The sequence below is a fragment of the Vulcanisaeta sp. JCM 14467 genome, from assembly GCF_001316245.1.
GTDB lineage: Archaea > Thermoproteota > Thermoprotei > Thermoproteales > Thermocladiaceae > Vulcanisaeta.
In genome coordinates this window covers 1-15,806 of sequence record NZ_BBDM01000021.1, presented here as the reverse complement: position 1 = coordinate 15,806, position 15,806 = coordinate 1, and the positions used below count along the sequence as shown (strand labels likewise).

General features: G+C 48.2%; 18 protein-coding genes, 1 tRNA gene and 4 pseudogenes. 11 read left to right on the top strand and 12 right to left on the bottom strand.

Translation table 11 applies throughout. The features are described from left to right. The 4 genes from JCM14467_RS14175 to JCM14467_RS14160 form a co-directional block, all read left to right on the top strand. A partial coding sequence (locus JCM14467_RS14175; protein ID WP_252901807.1) for a hypothetical protein occupies window positions 1-599 on the top strand: 599 nt, incomplete at its 5' end. Between the two features lie 124 nt (window positions 600-723). After that, window positions 724-811: transfer RNA gene (locus JCM14467_RS14170), tRNA-Leu, on the top strand. A gap of 392 nt (window positions 812-1,203) precedes the next feature. Beyond that, the gene (locus tag JCM14467_RS14165; RefSeq protein WP_054850601.1) at window positions 1,204-1,713 is read left to right on the top strand and encodes a hypothetical protein; all 510 of its coding nucleotides are present in this window, start codon (window positions 1,204-1,206) and stop codon (window positions 1,711-1,713) included. Continuing rightward, on the top strand, window positions 1,710-2,195 hold the full coding sequence (locus tag JCM14467_RS14160) for a hypothetical protein (protein WP_054850600.1): 486 nt from the start codon (window positions 1,710-1,712) through the stop codon (window positions 2,193-2,195). Before JCM14467_RS14165 ends, JCM14467_RS14160 begins: the two co-directional genes overlap by 4 nt. A gap of 61 nt (window positions 2,196-2,256) precedes the next feature. On the opposite strand, the gene JCM14467_RS14155 is transcribed toward JCM14467_RS14160, so the two are convergent. The 3 genes and pseudogenes from JCM14467_RS14155 to JCM14467_RS14145 all read right to left on the bottom strand — a co-directional run bounded on the left by JCM14467_RS14155 (window position 2,257) and on the right by JCM14467_RS14145 (window position 5,447). Next, window positions 2,257-3,072, bottom strand: a complete 816-nt coding sequence (locus tag JCM14467_RS14155) for a GNAT family N-acetyltransferase (protein WP_054850599.1) — start codon at window positions 3,070-3,072, stop codon at window positions 2,257-2,259. Between the two features lie 18 nt (window positions 3,073-3,090). Beyond that, window positions 3,091-4,266, bottom strand: coding sequence for a radical SAM/SPASM domain-containing protein (locus JCM14467_RS14150; protein ID WP_252901806.1), 1,176 nt, complete (start codon window positions 4,264-4,266; stop codon window positions 3,091-3,093). 130 nt (window positions 4,267-4,396) lie between these two features. Then, window positions 4,397-5,447, bottom strand: a pseudogene (locus JCM14467_RS14145) (RNA-guided pseudouridylation complex pseudouridine synthase subunit Cbf5). A gap of 96 nt (window positions 5,448-5,543) precedes the next feature. Here JCM14467_RS14145 and JCM14467_RS19225 point away from each other — a divergent pair. From JCM14467_RS19225 to JCM14467_RS14135, 4 genes are read left to right on the top strand one after another with little or no spacing between them, the layout of a single operon-like run. Then, window positions 5,544-5,789 (top strand): hypothetical protein, encoded by a 246-nt coding sequence (locus JCM14467_RS19225; protein ID WP_252901805.1) that lies wholly within the window; start codon window positions 5,544-5,546, stop codon window positions 5,787-5,789. 44 nt (window positions 5,790-5,833) lie between these two features. Then, window positions 5,834-6,049, top strand: a complete 216-nt coding sequence (locus tag JCM14467_RS19220; protein WP_252901804.1) for a hypothetical protein — start codon at window positions 5,834-5,836, stop codon at window positions 6,047-6,049. Next, window positions 6,027-6,221 carry a hypothetical protein gene (locus JCM14467_RS19215; protein ID WP_252901803.1) on the top strand — a complete coding sequence of 65 codons (195 nt, stop codon included), beginning with the start codon at window positions 6,027-6,029 and terminating at the stop codon, window positions 6,219-6,221. The genes JCM14467_RS19220 and JCM14467_RS19215 overlap by 23 nt, the downstream gene beginning before the upstream one ends. Beyond that, on the top strand, window positions 6,215-6,652 hold the full coding sequence (locus JCM14467_RS14135) for a GIY-YIG nuclease family protein (protein ID WP_054850597.1): 438 nt from the start codon (window positions 6,215-6,217) through the stop codon (window positions 6,650-6,652). Before JCM14467_RS19215 ends, JCM14467_RS14135 begins: the two co-directional genes overlap by 7 nt. 51 nt (window positions 6,653-6,703) lie before the next feature. Here JCM14467_RS14135 and JCM14467_RS14130 read toward each other — a convergent pair. Together JCM14467_RS14130 and JCM14467_RS14125 are read right to left on the bottom strand one after the other, a co-directional pair. Further along, window positions 6,704-8,312 (bottom strand): annotated as a pseudogene (locus tag JCM14467_RS14130) (DNA topoisomerase VI subunit B). 144 nt (window positions 8,313-8,456) lie between these two features. Beyond that, complete coding sequence (locus tag JCM14467_RS14125) at window positions 8,457-9,842, bottom strand: MmgE/PrpD family protein (protein ID WP_054850596.1); 1,386 nt, start codon at window positions 9,840-9,842, stop codon at window positions 8,457-8,459. Window positions 9,843-9,932: 90 nt separating this feature from the next. On the opposite strand from JCM14467_RS14125, the pseudogene JCM14467_RS19640 reads away from it, so the two are divergent. Next, window positions 9,933-10,546: pseudogene (locus JCM14467_RS19640) on the top strand (7-cyano-7-deazaguanine synthase). 80 nt (window positions 10,547-10,626) lie between these two features. Here the strand turns inward: JCM14467_RS19640 and JCM14467_RS19195 are convergent. The 7 genes from JCM14467_RS19195 to JCM14467_RS14095 form a co-directional block, all read right to left on the bottom strand. After that, entirely contained in the window at window positions 10,627-11,091 is a 465-nt protein-coding gene (locus JCM14467_RS19195; protein ID WP_252901801.1) for a hypothetical protein, read from the bottom strand. Further along, complete coding sequence (locus tag JCM14467_RS19190) at window positions 11,067-11,807, bottom strand: aminotransferase class V-fold PLP-dependent enzyme (RefSeq protein WP_252901800.1); 741 nt, start codon at window positions 11,805-11,807, stop codon at window positions 11,067-11,069. Before JCM14467_RS19190 ends, JCM14467_RS19195 begins: the two co-directional genes overlap by 25 nt. Window positions 11,808-11,815: 8 nt before the next feature. Further along, window positions 11,816-12,052, bottom strand: a complete 237-nt coding sequence (locus tag JCM14467_RS14110) for a hypothetical protein (RefSeq protein WP_054850594.1) — start codon at window positions 12,050-12,052, stop codon at window positions 11,816-11,818. Between the two features lie 40 nt (window positions 12,053-12,092). After that, window positions 12,093-13,406: a phosphoadenosine phosphosulfate reductase domain-containing protein gene (locus JCM14467_RS14105; protein WP_342765566.1), complete on the bottom strand. Its 1,314-nt coding sequence runs from the start codon at window positions 13,404-13,406 to the stop codon at window positions 12,093-12,095. Then, complete coding sequence (locus JCM14467_RS20290) at window positions 13,403-13,930, bottom strand: hypothetical protein (protein WP_342765565.1); 528 nt, start codon at window positions 13,928-13,930, stop codon at window positions 13,403-13,405. The genes JCM14467_RS14105 and JCM14467_RS20290 overlap by 4 nt, the downstream gene beginning before the upstream one ends. A 58-nt stretch (window positions 13,931-13,988) precedes the next feature. Next, the gene (locus tag JCM14467_RS14100) at window positions 13,989-14,357 is read right to left on the bottom strand and encodes a hypothetical protein (RefSeq protein ID WP_054850593.1); all 369 of its coding nucleotides are present in this window, start codon (window positions 14,355-14,357) and stop codon (window positions 13,989-13,991) included. 82 nt (window positions 14,358-14,439) lie between these two features. Next, on the bottom strand, window positions 14,440-14,742 hold the full coding sequence (locus tag JCM14467_RS14095) for a hypothetical protein (protein WP_054850592.1): 303 nt from the start codon (window positions 14,740-14,742) through the stop codon (window positions 14,440-14,442). Window positions 14,743-14,954: 212 nt separating this feature from the next. Between JCM14467_RS14095 and JCM14467_RS14090 the strand changes: the two are divergent. Further along, window positions 14,955-15,439, top strand: a pseudogene (locus JCM14467_RS14090) (peroxiredoxin). 271 nt (window positions 15,440-15,710) lie between these two features. Then, window positions 15,711-15,806: 50S ribosomal protein L19e domain-containing protein (locus JCM14467_RS14085; RefSeq protein WP_304956495.1), on the top strand; the 96-nt coding region annotated here is incomplete at its 3' end.

Below are 15,806 nucleotides of genomic sequence, written 5' to 3'. Positions count from 1 at the left end.
GGGAGCCGTTGTTGGAGAGGCTGAAGGGTATGGGCTTTGGCTGGAGGCCCGAGCCAGTCGGTGGTGGCGTAATTGATGTGAGGTTCCACGGAAGCAACACCATCAATTTAGCAAGGGCGATGATTAATGTCTTGCCGCCCGTTCTACGTGACGTACTTGATGCGTTATCATTCGAGAAGTGGGAGAGGATTAAACGAATTGCCGAGATGGAGGTGAAGTTTAGGAGAGGTGAGATGTCGGTCGACATAGCTGGCTATGGATTCACGGTGCATGTTTATGAGAGAACCGTTGTCTTGGAGCATAAGGCTAAGGATGGGGCTGAGGTTGAAAAAGTCATTGAGGCGTTGAGGGCTGTGTATGGTGATGGGTTTTATGCCTACGTTAATAAGGGCGGTAAGTACTTACTCGTTATAATACCCATGTACGTGTTTGAGAAATACGAAGACATTAGGGCGCAGGTTGTGGAAGTACTCTGCCGAAAATACGAGAGAACGAAAGATGAAAAGAAGAGACAAATAATCACCAAGCACCTCAAGCGACTAACCGCACCCACAAAGGAGACCGCCATGGCGAGCCACCAAACCGAGGAATTCACTTAAGCCAAGCCTAGGTAATTAAGCAAGCGTAATCAACAAACAACGAGCCCCAGTAGTATAGCCCAGTCAACTACGCAAACCCCTCGAACCCAAAAACTTAAATCGCTGTTAATAAACTGTTGAGCTGGCGGGGGTGCCCGAGCCAGGTCAAAGGGGGCGGACTCAAGATCCGCTGGCGAAGGCCTGCGTGGGTTCAAATCCCACCCCCCGCACCAGAAATTGAAAAACCCACGGAACATATCGGTTACGGATCAACGGGCTTCCCGTTACAATGTCCTATTACATAAAATAATTATCATAATATGGATATGAGCAAGAGATGAGCAAGCGTTAATGCCACACTTAATCCATCATTATATGATACATTGTGATTACGAATTCTCAGCATTACCTAATTCCCTGATCTACGTGTGATACTGATACTTTAAATTGAGTGAAAATGATTACGTGATTGATATCCTGGGCAGTTTTTATACCCTCATGACTTAGTACGGCCCAACCCAGCTCGTTAGTGCTCATTGATGCCATGCTTCTACCCAGCTTTACCGCTGGCATCTCTTGATTGTGGGCGGTGGGTTTTTATTTGTTGCCTTGGTGTTTTTGGTGTATGTCTCTTCGTGATGAGTTTCTTAGGTTGCTTCGTGAGGATGAGGAGTTTAGGTATGCTGTGATGGGCCTATTGGGCGTTGCTGATCTTAGGTCTGACCTTAAGCGGCTGGCCGATGCACTGGATAAGGTGCTAGAGGTCGTTAGGGGCTTGGCCGAGGCTGAGGCAAGGCATATGGATCTCACCGGGCAGGTATTCGAAATCACGAAGCAATTAGCTGAGGGGCAGAGGCAGGTTCTTGAGGTTGTTAAGGGCCTTGCTGAAGGTCAGGCTAGGCTTATGGATGCCGTTAGGCAGTTGGCCGAGGGCCAGGTTAGGCTCATGGAGGGACAGGCGAGGCTAATGGACGCAATCAAGGAGTTAGCCGAGGGCCAGAGGGAGTTGGCTGAGAACCAGAGGGGGTTAATGAACATGACAAGGCAAGTCCTCGAAACAGTACAGAAACTCGCCGACGTTGAGGCCAGGCATTTAGAAATCACGCAGAGGATACTCGAGGAAATAAGGCGTTGAAGGAGGGCCAGGAAGAGCTTAGGAAGGGTCAGGAGGAGTTGAGGGTTGGTTTGGATAATTTGAGTAGGAAGGTTGATGGTCTTTCTAGGAGTTACGGTGGTTTATCCAGAAACATGGGCCTGTTAATTGAGCAAAATGTTAGGCATTACCTCCCCGCCTGGGTTAGGGAGGTTTTGGGCGTGAATGTTGATAGGCTTAGGAGGAGGGTTATTGAGGGCGTCGGCGAGTTCGACGGTTATGCCGAGGCTGGCAATAAGGTTGTTGTTGCCGAGGTCAAGGAAACACTAAGGCTAAGGGACGTGGAAAGCTTCCTGGAGAAAATAAACAAACTAAGACAAACCATGGCGAGTAAGGAAGTAATCGCCATAATAGCCCACGTATTCAGGGGGAGGGATTACACCAAAGCCATTGAGTTGGCCAAGGCCAATAATGTCAAGGTCGTCAGGCACATCGGTGAGGAGGACTTTGAGGAAATAGTCTAGGTCATTCAATGGTGGTGACTCGCTTAGCCCTGTAGCTCGTGCTTATTGGTTTTGTTGGGCTTCATGGCTTATGACTAATAGGGTTGTAGATCAGCCTTGTCAGCACCTGCACCGTGACATAGCCAAGCCTTCTGTAGGCCCTAATTGCTGGTTCGTTGTCCTCAAGCACGTGGAGCATTGCCATAGCGCCGGAGTTGATGGCATCCCTAGTGACTGCCGAGGTCACAGCCTTGGCAAATCCCCTATTCCTATGATTGGGTACCGTGAACACATCACCAACGACCCAAACCTCGGACAGCTTCAGGTACGCAGTTGCTATGGAAACCAACTCATTATTCATGAACAGCCCGTAGTAGTGCCAGTGGGGTGACACTAGTCTGAGTAGAGCCTCGACCTCACTTATTCGCACTCCCTGCAGCTCCTTAACCCTCAGGAGCTCCTTAACGTCATCGATCGATAACCTGCGCAACAAGCCCTCATGCATTTTAAACTCCCTGAAGGAGTTGCCCCAACAAACCATCGTTAAGGCCCTTAACCGCGTGATAGTGCCCCTCTTGGCTAGTTCATTCATTATGTGGTTAATGTATTTCGGCTCAGCCTCGATATGAATGTCAAGGCCTGTATTGAGAGGTAATTCCTCGAGTATGTTAATGGGCATGTTACCGACTATGTGCACTGCCGTGCGTGGTAGTCCCCTATAGATCAGTAGGTAGCCTATGACTTCATTACCTACGGTGTTTAGGTAGGCCTCCGTGAACTCTGGATAATAAATAATGTCGTAGTATAGGTAGGCGTACCTTACGGGGTCCATTAGGTAGGTCCTCCTGATTAGGCTAAGTATGTCTCTATTCAATTCCTTAAATACATCAATCACCATTACCCAATTAGGTCTGTATTATCGAGCCTTATTAATCAATCCCTTAACCATAGGGCAATATGGGTCAGGCGAATTAATAGAACCAAACACTGAGAATGCCCTGGCAGGGCAACCTGCATTACATAGGTCTGCCATTGGGCAAGTATTGCAGGGCTTGATGTCCCTATAATTTCTGTTCCTAAAGGACTTAAAGCCATCCCTCCAAATAATCCTCAAGTTATCCCTGAGGGCATTACCCTCGTAGAACGCCTTACCCATTAATAGCTCACACCCATACACACTGCCGTCTGAGTCTATAACGAACCTACTCCTACCCGCGGGGCAGGTGTTATAATTAATGATTCGAAGGGCATTAAGCCTCTCCCTAGACTTCCTATACGCCTCGTATATATTACTCAAACCAAACCTAAAGCCATTGAGGACCAACTTAACATTTGTTTTAATGCGCAATAAGTCATCAACGACCCTCCTCGCCATTTCATCACTAAGGTATAAACCATTATCAAGCGCCCGACCAAACTCCTGCACGCGTATGAACGTGAGCACGGGAACACCCAACCTCTCCGCTAGCCTGACCATGTCAATTACGTAATACGCATTATCAGGTATTACGGTGTATGACAATGACACGGCAATACCAACCTCCCTAAACACGCCCACCGCCTTGACCGCCTTATCGAAACTACCAACTCCCCTAATCACATCATTAACAGCAGGGTTAGGCCCATCAATACTCACCTGGACCTGGTCAAGCCCAGCCCTCCTCAGTTGAAGCGCGACCTCCCTATTCACCAGCGTACCGTTCGTGCTCATGGAAACGTAGAAACCAAGATCCTTGGCATGACTTATTATCCTCAGCAAGCCCCTCCTAACGAGCAGTGTTGGTTCGCCACCCAATAGGTAAATGTACTTAACACCGAGGCTCCTTAACTTATCAAGTATTATCAACCAATCATCAGCGCTTAACTCATTACTTAATGGTCTCCCCGCGGATAGGTAGCAATGCTTACATTCAAGGTTGCATGCATGGGTTAGGTATATCGTCACGTCATTTATGGAATCCATGCCGAGGTAAGGCGCCTCATCGCTGGCGCCCTCAACACTACTCCGTAATGCCAGTATATGTCCTATTGGAGATGCTGGGCACTCATCTAGGTATATCTCGGTCTCATCAACCACCTGACCGCCTAACAATATTAGTTCCGCGCCGGTTTAAATTACAGAGAATGTTATGGGTGATCAGGTGATCCGCTGCTCCTCACCGGGTCAGTTGACCCTCAATTCTCATCAATCAACGCATTAATCACGAGTTGAGGTAATAAAGTTATTGCTGCGACACGCCCTCGGAACTACCCTGAGACTTCTCCTCAGCCTTACCCTCGGCTTTCCTGTGTTTCCACATTGGTGGGTACGTGCCCTTCCTCATTACGACCCTTGTGGTCTTAACGGCTATTCCCCGCTGGGCCTTCATTATCTCATCACTACTCATCTCGGCATATCCCAAGGCAACCAACTCGTCCTTAAGGGTCATTATTGCAACGAGTGATCCCTTGCCTATGTTGTTCGTTAATTTAACAATACCTGGAACTGCCAACGCAGCGCCGTGCATATGGCGTCAACGGCAGAGTCCCTAATCCAGACCTTAGGTAAGTGCCTAACCATGTACTCAACAGGCTTCACGTAAGTCCTTAGCAGGTCCTCGACACCGTATTCCTTATAGAGCGTGTATGCGTCCTTAAGGTCCTGGAGTGTAACGGCCTCCTTCTCCGTGAAGCAACCAACCCTGGTCCTCCTGAGCTCCCTCATGTTAGCCCCAACGCCGAGCACCTCACCAATGTCGTAGGCGAGCTTCCTGGCGTAGGTCCCCGATTCGACATTCATCCTTATTAATGCGTACCTACCATCCCTCTCAAGGAGCTCTAGTTCATAGACATGCTTCACCCTCAACTGCCTCTTAACCGCACTCCTCAGCGGCGGCTTTTGGTAAATAGCCCCAGTGAACTCCTTGAGGACTACCCTCAACTTCTCATCATCAACATCGCCGTGAAGCTTCATAACCATTACATACTCCTTATCCAAAGTATTAATCGCAGGCATGGCTTGGTAGATTCACCAAGGGCTATTGGCAATACGCCCGAAACACCTGGGTCAAGCGTACCGGAGTGACCTGCCCTATCCAGGTTTAACATTTTCTTAACCCAGGCAGCAACCTCATGGCTTGTTGGCCCCCTCGGCTTATCAATCACCACGAAGCCATACCTTAAGTATAAATCCATGGGCCTCTTATCCGGTGGAACTCCCCACTCTGGGTTTGTCTGCTCATTCGGTATCCTGACCAGGACCTCAGGCTCGTTACAATAACTCGGTAGTGACACGTTGGTCACACAATGACTTCATGAAATTATAAAAGCCTATCCTCGTCCTGCGCCACGGTAACTAACTTTTATTTTACTGCATAGTAATGAGCCCGAGTGCCCAGTATCAAGGCATTAAGCATGGTGATCCTGGCACTGCTACTTGCTATAGTACTCATCTACCTAATACACGCACTGTACATGCCAAAGAATGAGGCTGCGGTGGGTAATTACGTTAATTTAACTAAGTATGAGGAATTAATGAGTAATTACACGAACCTACTCACTAAGTATACGGAACTCCTCCAGGAGCTAAATGAGTGCATGGCTAATGAAAGCTTAATTCAGCACCAGGCTCATTAAGTCATAGGGAGGTTATTGCAAGTAACCTAGTCCTAAATGCCACATTGTCAATAACCAACTGCAATGGTTATACCCTTCAGGCAACGAAGGAGTTATACTTCGAGACCAGGGGACCGGGTTATTTAGTGATAACGTATAGGTTATCGAATCCCCAGGTCATTGAGGGCTCCGTGTCGTACTACGTATATGTCATGGCCCAAGCAATGCCCTCAATACCCATGACCGCCATGTACACTTATGAGCTCAACATACGCCTATGAAGCAGGCCAATACGGCCAATTAATAGTCCCAGTACTACCAAACTCAACATACACGCTCACCCTTGGATTCACGTGCTACGCCGCCGAGTACTACCCACCAACAAACGCGGGTACGATAATTAATGGCGAGATACCGGAGAATGCCGTTGTTAACGTGACCTACGTATGGTAAAGGCGCTGAGCTACGTGGCCCTATTTAAGTGCAGGGGCGGCCAGGTAGTCACGAGGGGTAGGGAATTCGCGATAAGCGGTGGGCTGTATGCGTATGTTGGTTCCTGTGGTAATGCGTGCGCAGCAAGGATAGTTAGGCACCTTGGCAAGGTCGTTAATAGGTTTTGGCACGTTGATTACCTACACGACATATGCAATGAGGTCGCAGTCATGGTATTACCCTTCAGGGAGGAGGACGTGGCAAGGGCATTGCTTGGCAGGTTCCCTGGCGTGCCTGGCTTTGGGAATAGTGATAAGAGGGGTGACGTAACGCACCTATTCAGGATCGGCCCGGCCAGGATGAACGCGATCAGCGCAATTCATGAATTGAGTAGGTTGATACATGATGCATTGAGTAACCAAGTTCCTACCGATGATACGAAATCATTATAAATACGCACTGATATTACGTTAGTTGGTGATGTTGCTGGTGCGCCTGAGGCGTCATGATGATGGCTCGTGTTCCTGACTGCCCTTCTCATTATTCTCAGCACTATTAGTGTTATTCGCCAGCAACTCCTCGAGACTCCTTATCTTCAGTTTCTCCCTAATTAATGTATTGATGCTGCCCCTCAATTCATCAAGGTCAGCCTTACTGACGTAGGAGAGCGCGTTCGCAACCTCCTCAGCGTACATACTGAAGATAGCGTACTTCATTAGCAATTCCTGCTCCTTCTCCTTCCTCGTTATGTAAAGCCTAAGCTTCCTAGCCACCTCCCTAATGGCATTCCTAACCTCCGACTCGATCTCAGGGACCTCCGCAATGGCCTCCTTACCTGCGCTTGCATATGGGATCTTTGTGGAACACACGTGGACCACAATGGCCATGGGCGCCGGGAACTTAACCTTGTACTGCGTCCAATCAATCTCGTCAACGACCTTCCTAACCACGTCATTACCCTCATCATAGATGAGTGGCACCTTATTCGCAAACCTGTAAATAACCGGCTTATCACTAGGCTCAATGGCACCACCCCAGGCGAGGGCCGCCTCAACAATGAATGGATTACCCATGTAGGAGCTGGGCTTCCTGGTCACTGTGAACACGACCTCGGGTCGGAGCACGAACTTAACGCCCTCAGCAAGTATATCCTCACCAATTGGCGAGAGCCAATCAGCCCTCGGCCTCCTCCACCCATTAAACTCCCTCATCTTAGTTACGAAGTTCACCAACTCATCATTAACGAGTTTACCCACGGGCATGTCCTGCGATAGACCAACGAAGTCCAGGAAGTTCTTGGCAATGGCATCACCAACACCATCGAAGTTCTCCACTAGGAACTCAAGCAGCGGCATGTTTGGATCCCTCTGTATTAACTGCTTTATCAACTCCACATCAACACTCTTGGGATGCGGAAGACCCTCCTCGGGTGGGTCGGGCATTTTCGTGGTTACCCTGGGTATCTTAATGGCGTCATCCTCGTCAGGGCCCCTGAGCACGAACTCTGCGTAGGGAGTAACCATGGCAGTCCTCCTCAGGTACTCCTCAACCCTCCGCTTAGCCTTCGACCAATCACCCTCAAGCACAACCTTTATCGCCGTTCCATGCCACCCATACCTATTCTCCAACGTCCTCTGCGAAACTATCACAGGCTCATTCTTCGTAATATCAATCATCAACTGATACTCATAAATAACATCACTCTTCAAAGGAGCACTCCTGACAAGTATTGGCGTATTAGTGGTTGACTGGGCATAAAGTACGACCATCTTGCGCCAAGGCCGAAGATACCCCTGTGCTGCTTAATCCTATACTTACTACTGTAAAACACCCTGCCAAAGACATTGGGTATCTCATTGCCAGGTATCCCAATGCCATTATCCTCAACGTAAATACTAACCCAACCCCTCGACTGATCGGCATAATCAACGTAAATCTTAATACTCGGCAGGATCTTAAAGGTCTCCGTGGCATCAAGCTATTCTCAACGAGCTCCCTAATCGTCTGATAAACAGCCCTAGTAGGGTTACTGAAGCCGGCTATCTCCTTGTACTTGTGGAAGAACTCGGCCGGTGATAACGCCTCGAACTTCACAATATCGTTAGTGCCCATGATCTAGAGCCTAGGAGACGAAAGCGAATTTAAATTTTTTGCATTTTATAATATGCAAAGGTTATTAATAATCCATGAAGCCCACGGCGTGTGAGCGCGTCTCAACATTAATTATCTAAAGTTGAACAAATTCAATTTTTAACGTCATATGATTATGGCCTTAAGAATTTGCTTAACATCCTTAAGATTCTCGAGGTTTCTCACGAGGTTAATAACGGTATTGACCTGACCCGGCGTTAGTAATCCATCAGTTAACCTCCTGAACTTATCCTCAACCTCCTCATCAGTCATTGGATTCTTCGGGTGACCCCTTGGGTGATCCACCCTGGCCGTTAATTCCCTACCGTCCCTGAGCTTCACGGTTATTCTATTGGGTATTGCTGATGGGTAGAGCTTGTCGAGCTCTGGGTCCACATTAACCTTCATCTTCCTTATTAACGAGAGCACCCTGGGATCACGTATATTCTCAGGCCTGTAATGGTGGAGTTCGACGGTGCCGTGAAGCAGGGCGACGGCGGTTACCCACATTAGGCTGTGGTCCGCAGTCTCCTTTGTCTTTGGATCCCACTTCTCCGGGTCCTTGACTATTATGTCGTAGGCGGCCTTGAATGTGTCTATCGTTATTGACTCAACGTCATCAGGCTCAATAGCCTTACCATACTCCTGCCTAATAGCTTTAGCCGCATCAACCGCGGACTGTGCATGGTACTCCACCGGGTATGGCTTTATGTACGTGTCGAGTATTCTCTTTGGGCTTGGCATTGAGCTTAGGTCAAGGACTAACTTATCATTAAAGTCACCAGCCAGTAATTGCTTCACAAAGCCCATCTCACCCTTCAGCGGTGCGTCAGGCCCCGTGAAGCCCTCCCTAGCCAATAGTATTGCAAATACCGCATTCCTGGAGGAATTAGCCGTTGCTGCCGCCTTCCAGTGACTCAACTCACCAACCCTGGACTGCCTCATGGCTGCGTGGGGTACCGTGGCTATTGACAACGCGTTTAACGCCTCACTTTCACTAAGCCCCATTAACTTCGCAAGCCCCGCCGTGACGGCAATGCCTATGTAATTAACGTGATCCCAACCATGAAGCCTAAGACTACCTGCATCACAAAGCCTAACACCTATCTCGTAGGAGGTGGCTATTGCCGTTATTAAGTCCTTACCACTCAACCCCCTGTACTCGGTTGCTGCGAGTAACGCTGGTATCATGTCGCCTGGGTGGAGTGGCTCCTTTCCCAGGTAAGTATCGTTATAATCAAGATACCTAACCATGAGTGCATTAGTAAATACGGACCACTCCATCGAAGCCGTATCCAGCGTACCCCATAGGGTAGCCTCAACATTTGACCGATGGTTCTTGGCAATACCCCTGGCTATTTTGACGGGCTCCGCCATGAAGGCTGCTAATGCGACGCCAAGGCTGTCGAGGACCCTACGCTTAACCTCATTAATGACCTGTTGATCCAGGTCCTCAAACTTAACATTGAGTGAGTAATGAATTATGGCTTCACCGAGGGAGTCCCTAACCATACTACCCAATGCATTGATGCCAAATTTTAATGCATAACCTTAATGAACAATGACAAACCACTTATTAATCATGCCTCAACGCTGTAAAACGTGGGTAAGAGAGCCATATTACTATTATCGGGGGGCATCGACTCCGCCGTTGCCCTGTACCTACTTAAGTCGCGGGGCTACGACGTGGTTGCCCTAACGATTAACTACCCAGGTAGGGGGAGCGTGAAAGGGAGTCTGCTAGGGAATTGGCGAGGTTGACAAATACGAGGTTAATCGAGGTGGACTTACCATTCATGAGGGAGGTCGATGAGTTATGGAATGGTGAGGAGGAGAGACCAAGTCACCTTAGGAGTGCTCATCCAAGTACGATACCTGCGAGGAACGCAATAATATATGCGGTTGCCGCGCATTACGCGGAAATACTCGGGATAGATACGATAGTGGCTGGGCATAATGCCGATGACACGAAGTACTTCCCAGACACATCGAGGGAGTTCAGGAGGTTAATCTCGAAGGCATTAACAATAGGAACCTACATAGGCAGGGCTAAAGGCTTAGAGTCATTGCGCCACTGTCAAGACTTAGCAAGACCGAGGTTGTCAGACTCGGTCTTAAATTGGGTGTACCCTTTGAGTTTACGTGGTCCTGTCATAATAATTATGATGTTCATGTGGCCAATGCAGTGGATGTCTAGCCAGGAAGAGGGCATTTGATGAGTTGGGCGTTAAGGACCCGCTTGAGGAGGCAATAAGTAGTGGTAGGGATTGGTGGCTGCTAAGGAAGAAATCAATGACTAAGCCCTAGACTTAACATACGTCCTTAATGCATCAATAAGTCTCTCAATCTCCTCAATCGTATTATAACCGTGTGGTGACACCCTAATGGTGCCGGGTCTTGGGGAGACAACAATACCATTCCTACTGAGGAATTCTGCAAGACCATAGGGGTCTGGGTATTCGAAGGTTAGTATTGCCCCGTGACTATTAAGCGGCGTCGTTACCCTCAACCCCAAGTCCTTAAGGGAATCCGCTAAATACTGAATTAACCTCCTCGTGTGCTCCTCAAACCTATAGGGTACTTCATACTTAAGTAATAACCTCATTGATGCCAGCGTTCCCTCAAACGCAATTATCGGCCACGTACCCCACTCAAGCCTTGCGGCGTCCCTGGCTGGTACGTAGGTGCTTATGTCTATCGGTCTCTCAAACAACCTCTCACTCCTTAACCTCCTACTTACCTGGTTATCGTCAATTCCCATCCAACCCGATAGAGACGGCTTAAGCTACCTAGTAATTCATCATTAACATACACGAAACCAGCCCCATGTGGGCCTAGCAACCACTTGTAGGAGCCCGTAATTAGGGCATCAACACCATCCCTAATGACATCGATTGGTAGGACACCAACTGCGTGAAAGGCATCACTTATTAACACGGCGCCCCTGGCATGGGCAATCTCGGCAATCTCCCTAATCCTTTCCTTGTATCCTGTTATCCAGGATACATAATCAACGAAGACCACGGCCGTGTTATCATCAATCAATCTCTCATACTCCTCAAGGGGCACATAACCATTAACGGACCTCGCCACCCTGACCTCCTTAATTAACCCACGAGACTTGAGCGCATGGAATGAGAAAATGCCTGTCGGGAAATTGAGCGGACTAACAACCACGTTGCTGCCTGGCTTAAATTCCATGGCCGATAATAATGCATTTAGACCATACGTGGCGCTTGGTACTGCGGCGATGTTCTGCCATGATGGAGCATCTATTAATTGGGCAAAGACCTTCTTCGCTTCAACAATATGGTCAAGGGCTAATTCCCATGGTTCACCCTCAACCTGCCACTTATTTAGAAAGTTCGTAACAGCTTCAACCGCGTCCTTAGTTAATGGGCCAGCTCCCGCATTGTCCAGGTACGCCTTCCTCCGTGTTATTTCTATTCTATCCCTAAGCTCCTCGAGCCAACCCATAGATTGAGTTAGTAATTATTGGATTTAATTTTTATTGCATCATCGCACCTATTGAGTATTTCCATTATGACCTCTATTATCGCCTTCATGACTGAGACCCTTGTCGGCTCATCAACCTTGATACAGGTTCCAAATTCCACGCATAACTCATCGAGGTATTGAAGCACCGTCCTAAAATCCTCATTTGGGTTCACTAGCCAATCGATTATGTGGTAAATGGCCTTTACTGTCTCCTCCCTATCCATCACTAGTAATACTCACTAAATAATTAATAAGGCAATAAATTCAGGCACCGTGAATCCCAGGGTTACGATACACCAAGTACTGGGCTGACGGGCATGCCTTAGAGCATAGTAGGCAGTTTATGCATTTATCCTCATCAACAATGAATGAGGGGCCAGGACCAGCACGCCTCAGGGCCTTCGTCGGGCACCAATTAACGCATAAATTACATTCACCGCATATCGATGCCCTGGCTGCGAAGCCCGCTATGTGTATTCTTAACTCCCTACTGCCCGAGGAGACCATGACCCTATTACTACCCTGCTCAACCCTGACCACGGCCTCACCAAACTTACCCCTCACGATGTACGAACCATCAGCACCCTCGACCCTACCAAGCATCTTCAGGAACTCAACGAAGGTGCCTAGGTTAATGGGCCTGTCAATACTAACCGTTAGTGAATTACCGTTATCACTAAGCTCCACCGGGTACTTGACCCTGAGACTCACCCTGATTCGGCCACGAATATCGCCCGGCAACTCCCTCCTCCAGCGCCAAAGCCCGTAATCAATGAAATCCCTGGGCAGGCCCTGCCTATTAGCGAAATCCCTAAGCACCTCACTAAGCCTAGTGTAAATGCCAGGGTACCTCTCACGCACAATTTCGAACTCACCCAACTCATTCGCTGGGCATATCACACAGCCAAGCCTATCAAAGCCATACTCATAAGCCTTGTTATAGGGCAGGTTCCTCAGTAATATGTACCCCCAAACCTCGAGAGCCGTCCAATCCTGTATCGGCGCAACGACAATGTCCTTAGTAACCCATTTACTAACCGAGACCCTAGGCAACCTAGCCCTCTGGAAGGACTCATAGGCTCTTTGACCAACAACACTTATGAAACCCGTTGGAAATCTATACAACATTTCATTAGTTATTGGAGACATTTTGATAATTTTACAGCACCATCTATAGTCCCTCGCAGGTGGTCCGAATTCCTCAATGGCCCTCCAGTACCTGTCACCTGCCGATGCGATTATTAGTTCGGCGTTGTAGAGTTTGGCGACTTCCTTAACGTTTTCATAGGACTCCAGTGGTTCGAGGCCCGTGTCGTTGAATAATATGTGGAACTTGACGCCGGTCCGGGAGGTTAGGTCGAGGGCGACTAGGGAGTCCTTACCGCCTGAGTACGATACGACCACTGGCTTCTTATACTCATTGAATACCTTCCTCAGGAATTCTACGGCCTTCTCAGCCTTACGCTCTATGTACTCCCTATTTAGTTCGACGAAGTCCTTCAGTGTACTCGTCCTTGGATTGGGCAGTGGGCCTTTGGCGACCCAGCTCTTGATTATCCTAAGCCTGCCGCCCCTCATTGCCTTGGTAACGCCGTGGAACCTGCCGTCCTCCGTGGATACGCGACGTGTAGGTACTTCTCGCTGGGTAGGTTACCCCTTACTATTAATTCCCTATGAACGTCGAACCTCTCGGGCAACTTACTCATTCTAATCACGGCCCAGTAACCAAGGCCCCTATTGATCATCTCCGTAACACCCTCATATAACGGCCTAAACCTCCACATCCTCCTCTCAATATCGAAGAACCTATGTCCAATCACCCTACCCCTAACAATTACCTCATCAGCCTGATCCGCATAGCCGGGTATCTTATTGAGCAGCACAACCTCATTGTCAGGCACTAACACCCTGGCCAACTCCTCGCTCCCGAACTCGTTAACTACGGCCCTCCTCGTAACCTCGATATCCGCGGGAAACGCGGGCCTAACATCGCCTGGTCTCGTAACCCTAACAATACTCAATGATGAGCAGTGCTTAATGCCAATATCCCTGCTAAGCACTGGTACGTTCAAGTCATCACACCAATAAATTACCGAGGGCATTCAAGGCGTGATTAAGACGGGAGATAAAATTTAATGTTTTTTACAGTGATAGGATTACTTACTTCATGTTCCTCATTAACTTATTCCGCGTGCCCTCATCAAGGAGCTGTAGGACCCTGCCCACGATAGCCTGATCCCTATTCTGAAGGTCCTTGCTTAAACTGGACACAACCCTAGCCCTCAATGCCAACCCGGCCTTAACAACCTCGTCTGGGTATGACGCCAGGATCTTCATCGTGGTCTTGCACCAATTGATGTATTCCTCATCGCTCGCCCTACTGGCCAGGGTCTCAATTACACTTCTAAGGGCCTGGAATGCCTGATCCTCCTTCAACGTAAAGAGTGTCTGTAGTATAGACCTTATCTGCTGCTCACGTTGATTCTCAGGTAGTCTTGCTATTTGTATTGGATCGACCTGGGAACTCATCAGTCCCTAATTTAGCGCTAAAAAAATAAATAAAACCCGGCACATCGGTAAAAATAACAAAATCCCAAATTAATACCACGTCTCATGGAGGAAGCAGTAGACGTAATGGATTACCGACGTCCCTCAGGAAGTCGCGGAGCTCGCGCCTAACATTCTCATCCCTCAATATCTCGATTATTAATGCCTTAAGGGATGACTTGAACTCCTTATCGTTAATCACGGAAAGCATTGATGCTATTACGATTTTTCTAAGGTTTGGGTCGTTAACGAGGTCGGCTAGTATTACCTGGATTAGTGGTTTGATTGAGGTTAGTATGCCCGTAATGAGCATTTCCTGGTTGATGACCTGGTTTATCTGCGTCGCTGGTTTATCGTTACTGCTCATTAATGTGTCAATCCATATTTAGATTAAAAACCTATGCGTTTACTATTGTTGAACTTTCCATTCACCTTACAAACTAAGCAAGCTAATTACTAATTCAGTCGCACCACGTGTGGGTCATGGTATGGGTAATAGGGTAGCCCGATCTTTAAACTTTGAAGTAACCCAGCGCGACTGCTGATTAAGGTTTGAAAGCCGCGTCGTGCTTAACGACTATGGTTGAGGTTGGGGAGAAGGCGCCAGGCTTTGAGTTGTTAGATGCGGAGTTAAGCCCAGGAGACTCTCGGAGTTCCTCGGCAGGAGGTTCGTAATAATACTGACCTTCCCAGTGGCTTTCTCGCTGGTGTGCGCTAAGGAATTGTGTATCTTCAGGGATAGAATGGCATTACTCAACAAGGCTAATGCAGAGGTAATAGCCATAAGTGTTGACACGCCCTTCACCTTAAAGGCGTTTAAGGACGCTAACAGGTTGAATTTCACGTTATTAAGTGATTTCAATAAGGAGGTGATCACGAAGTATGGTGTAGTCCACGAAAACCTACTCGGACTCAGGGGAATCGCCAAGAGGGTCGTCTTCGTACTTGACCCAAGGGGTGTCGTGGTTTACAAGTGGGTTAGCGATAACCCAGCCGTGGAGCCTTCATACGAGGATATAATACGCATGGTTGATGAACTGAACAGGAAGTACTCTATTACCTAAGGCAAAGCTTCTTTTTAAACCTCAAAATAAAATTATGATAATCCAGGAAACCATTGGCATTATCAGCACGATACTGCAGCGGTTCACTCCTTATTGCTAGGTATATGCATGCTCATATACTCTAAGGTGGGTCTTGATGGGGTTGGGGAGGTGTTTGGCGTGATGTTTGGGGCTGGGGATAGGGTGGGTAAGGTATTGCTTGCACCGTAGTGAGTGATCCAAAGCCCTCCCGAGGTAAATACTTAAATACTGTGTTCATGGGGAGTCCCTGATGGTTGACGTTAAGAAATTGGCTGCTGAGGTCTTGGGTGTTGGTGAGTCCAGGGTTAGGATTAGCCCTGAGGCTCTTGATAGGCTTGAGGAGGTT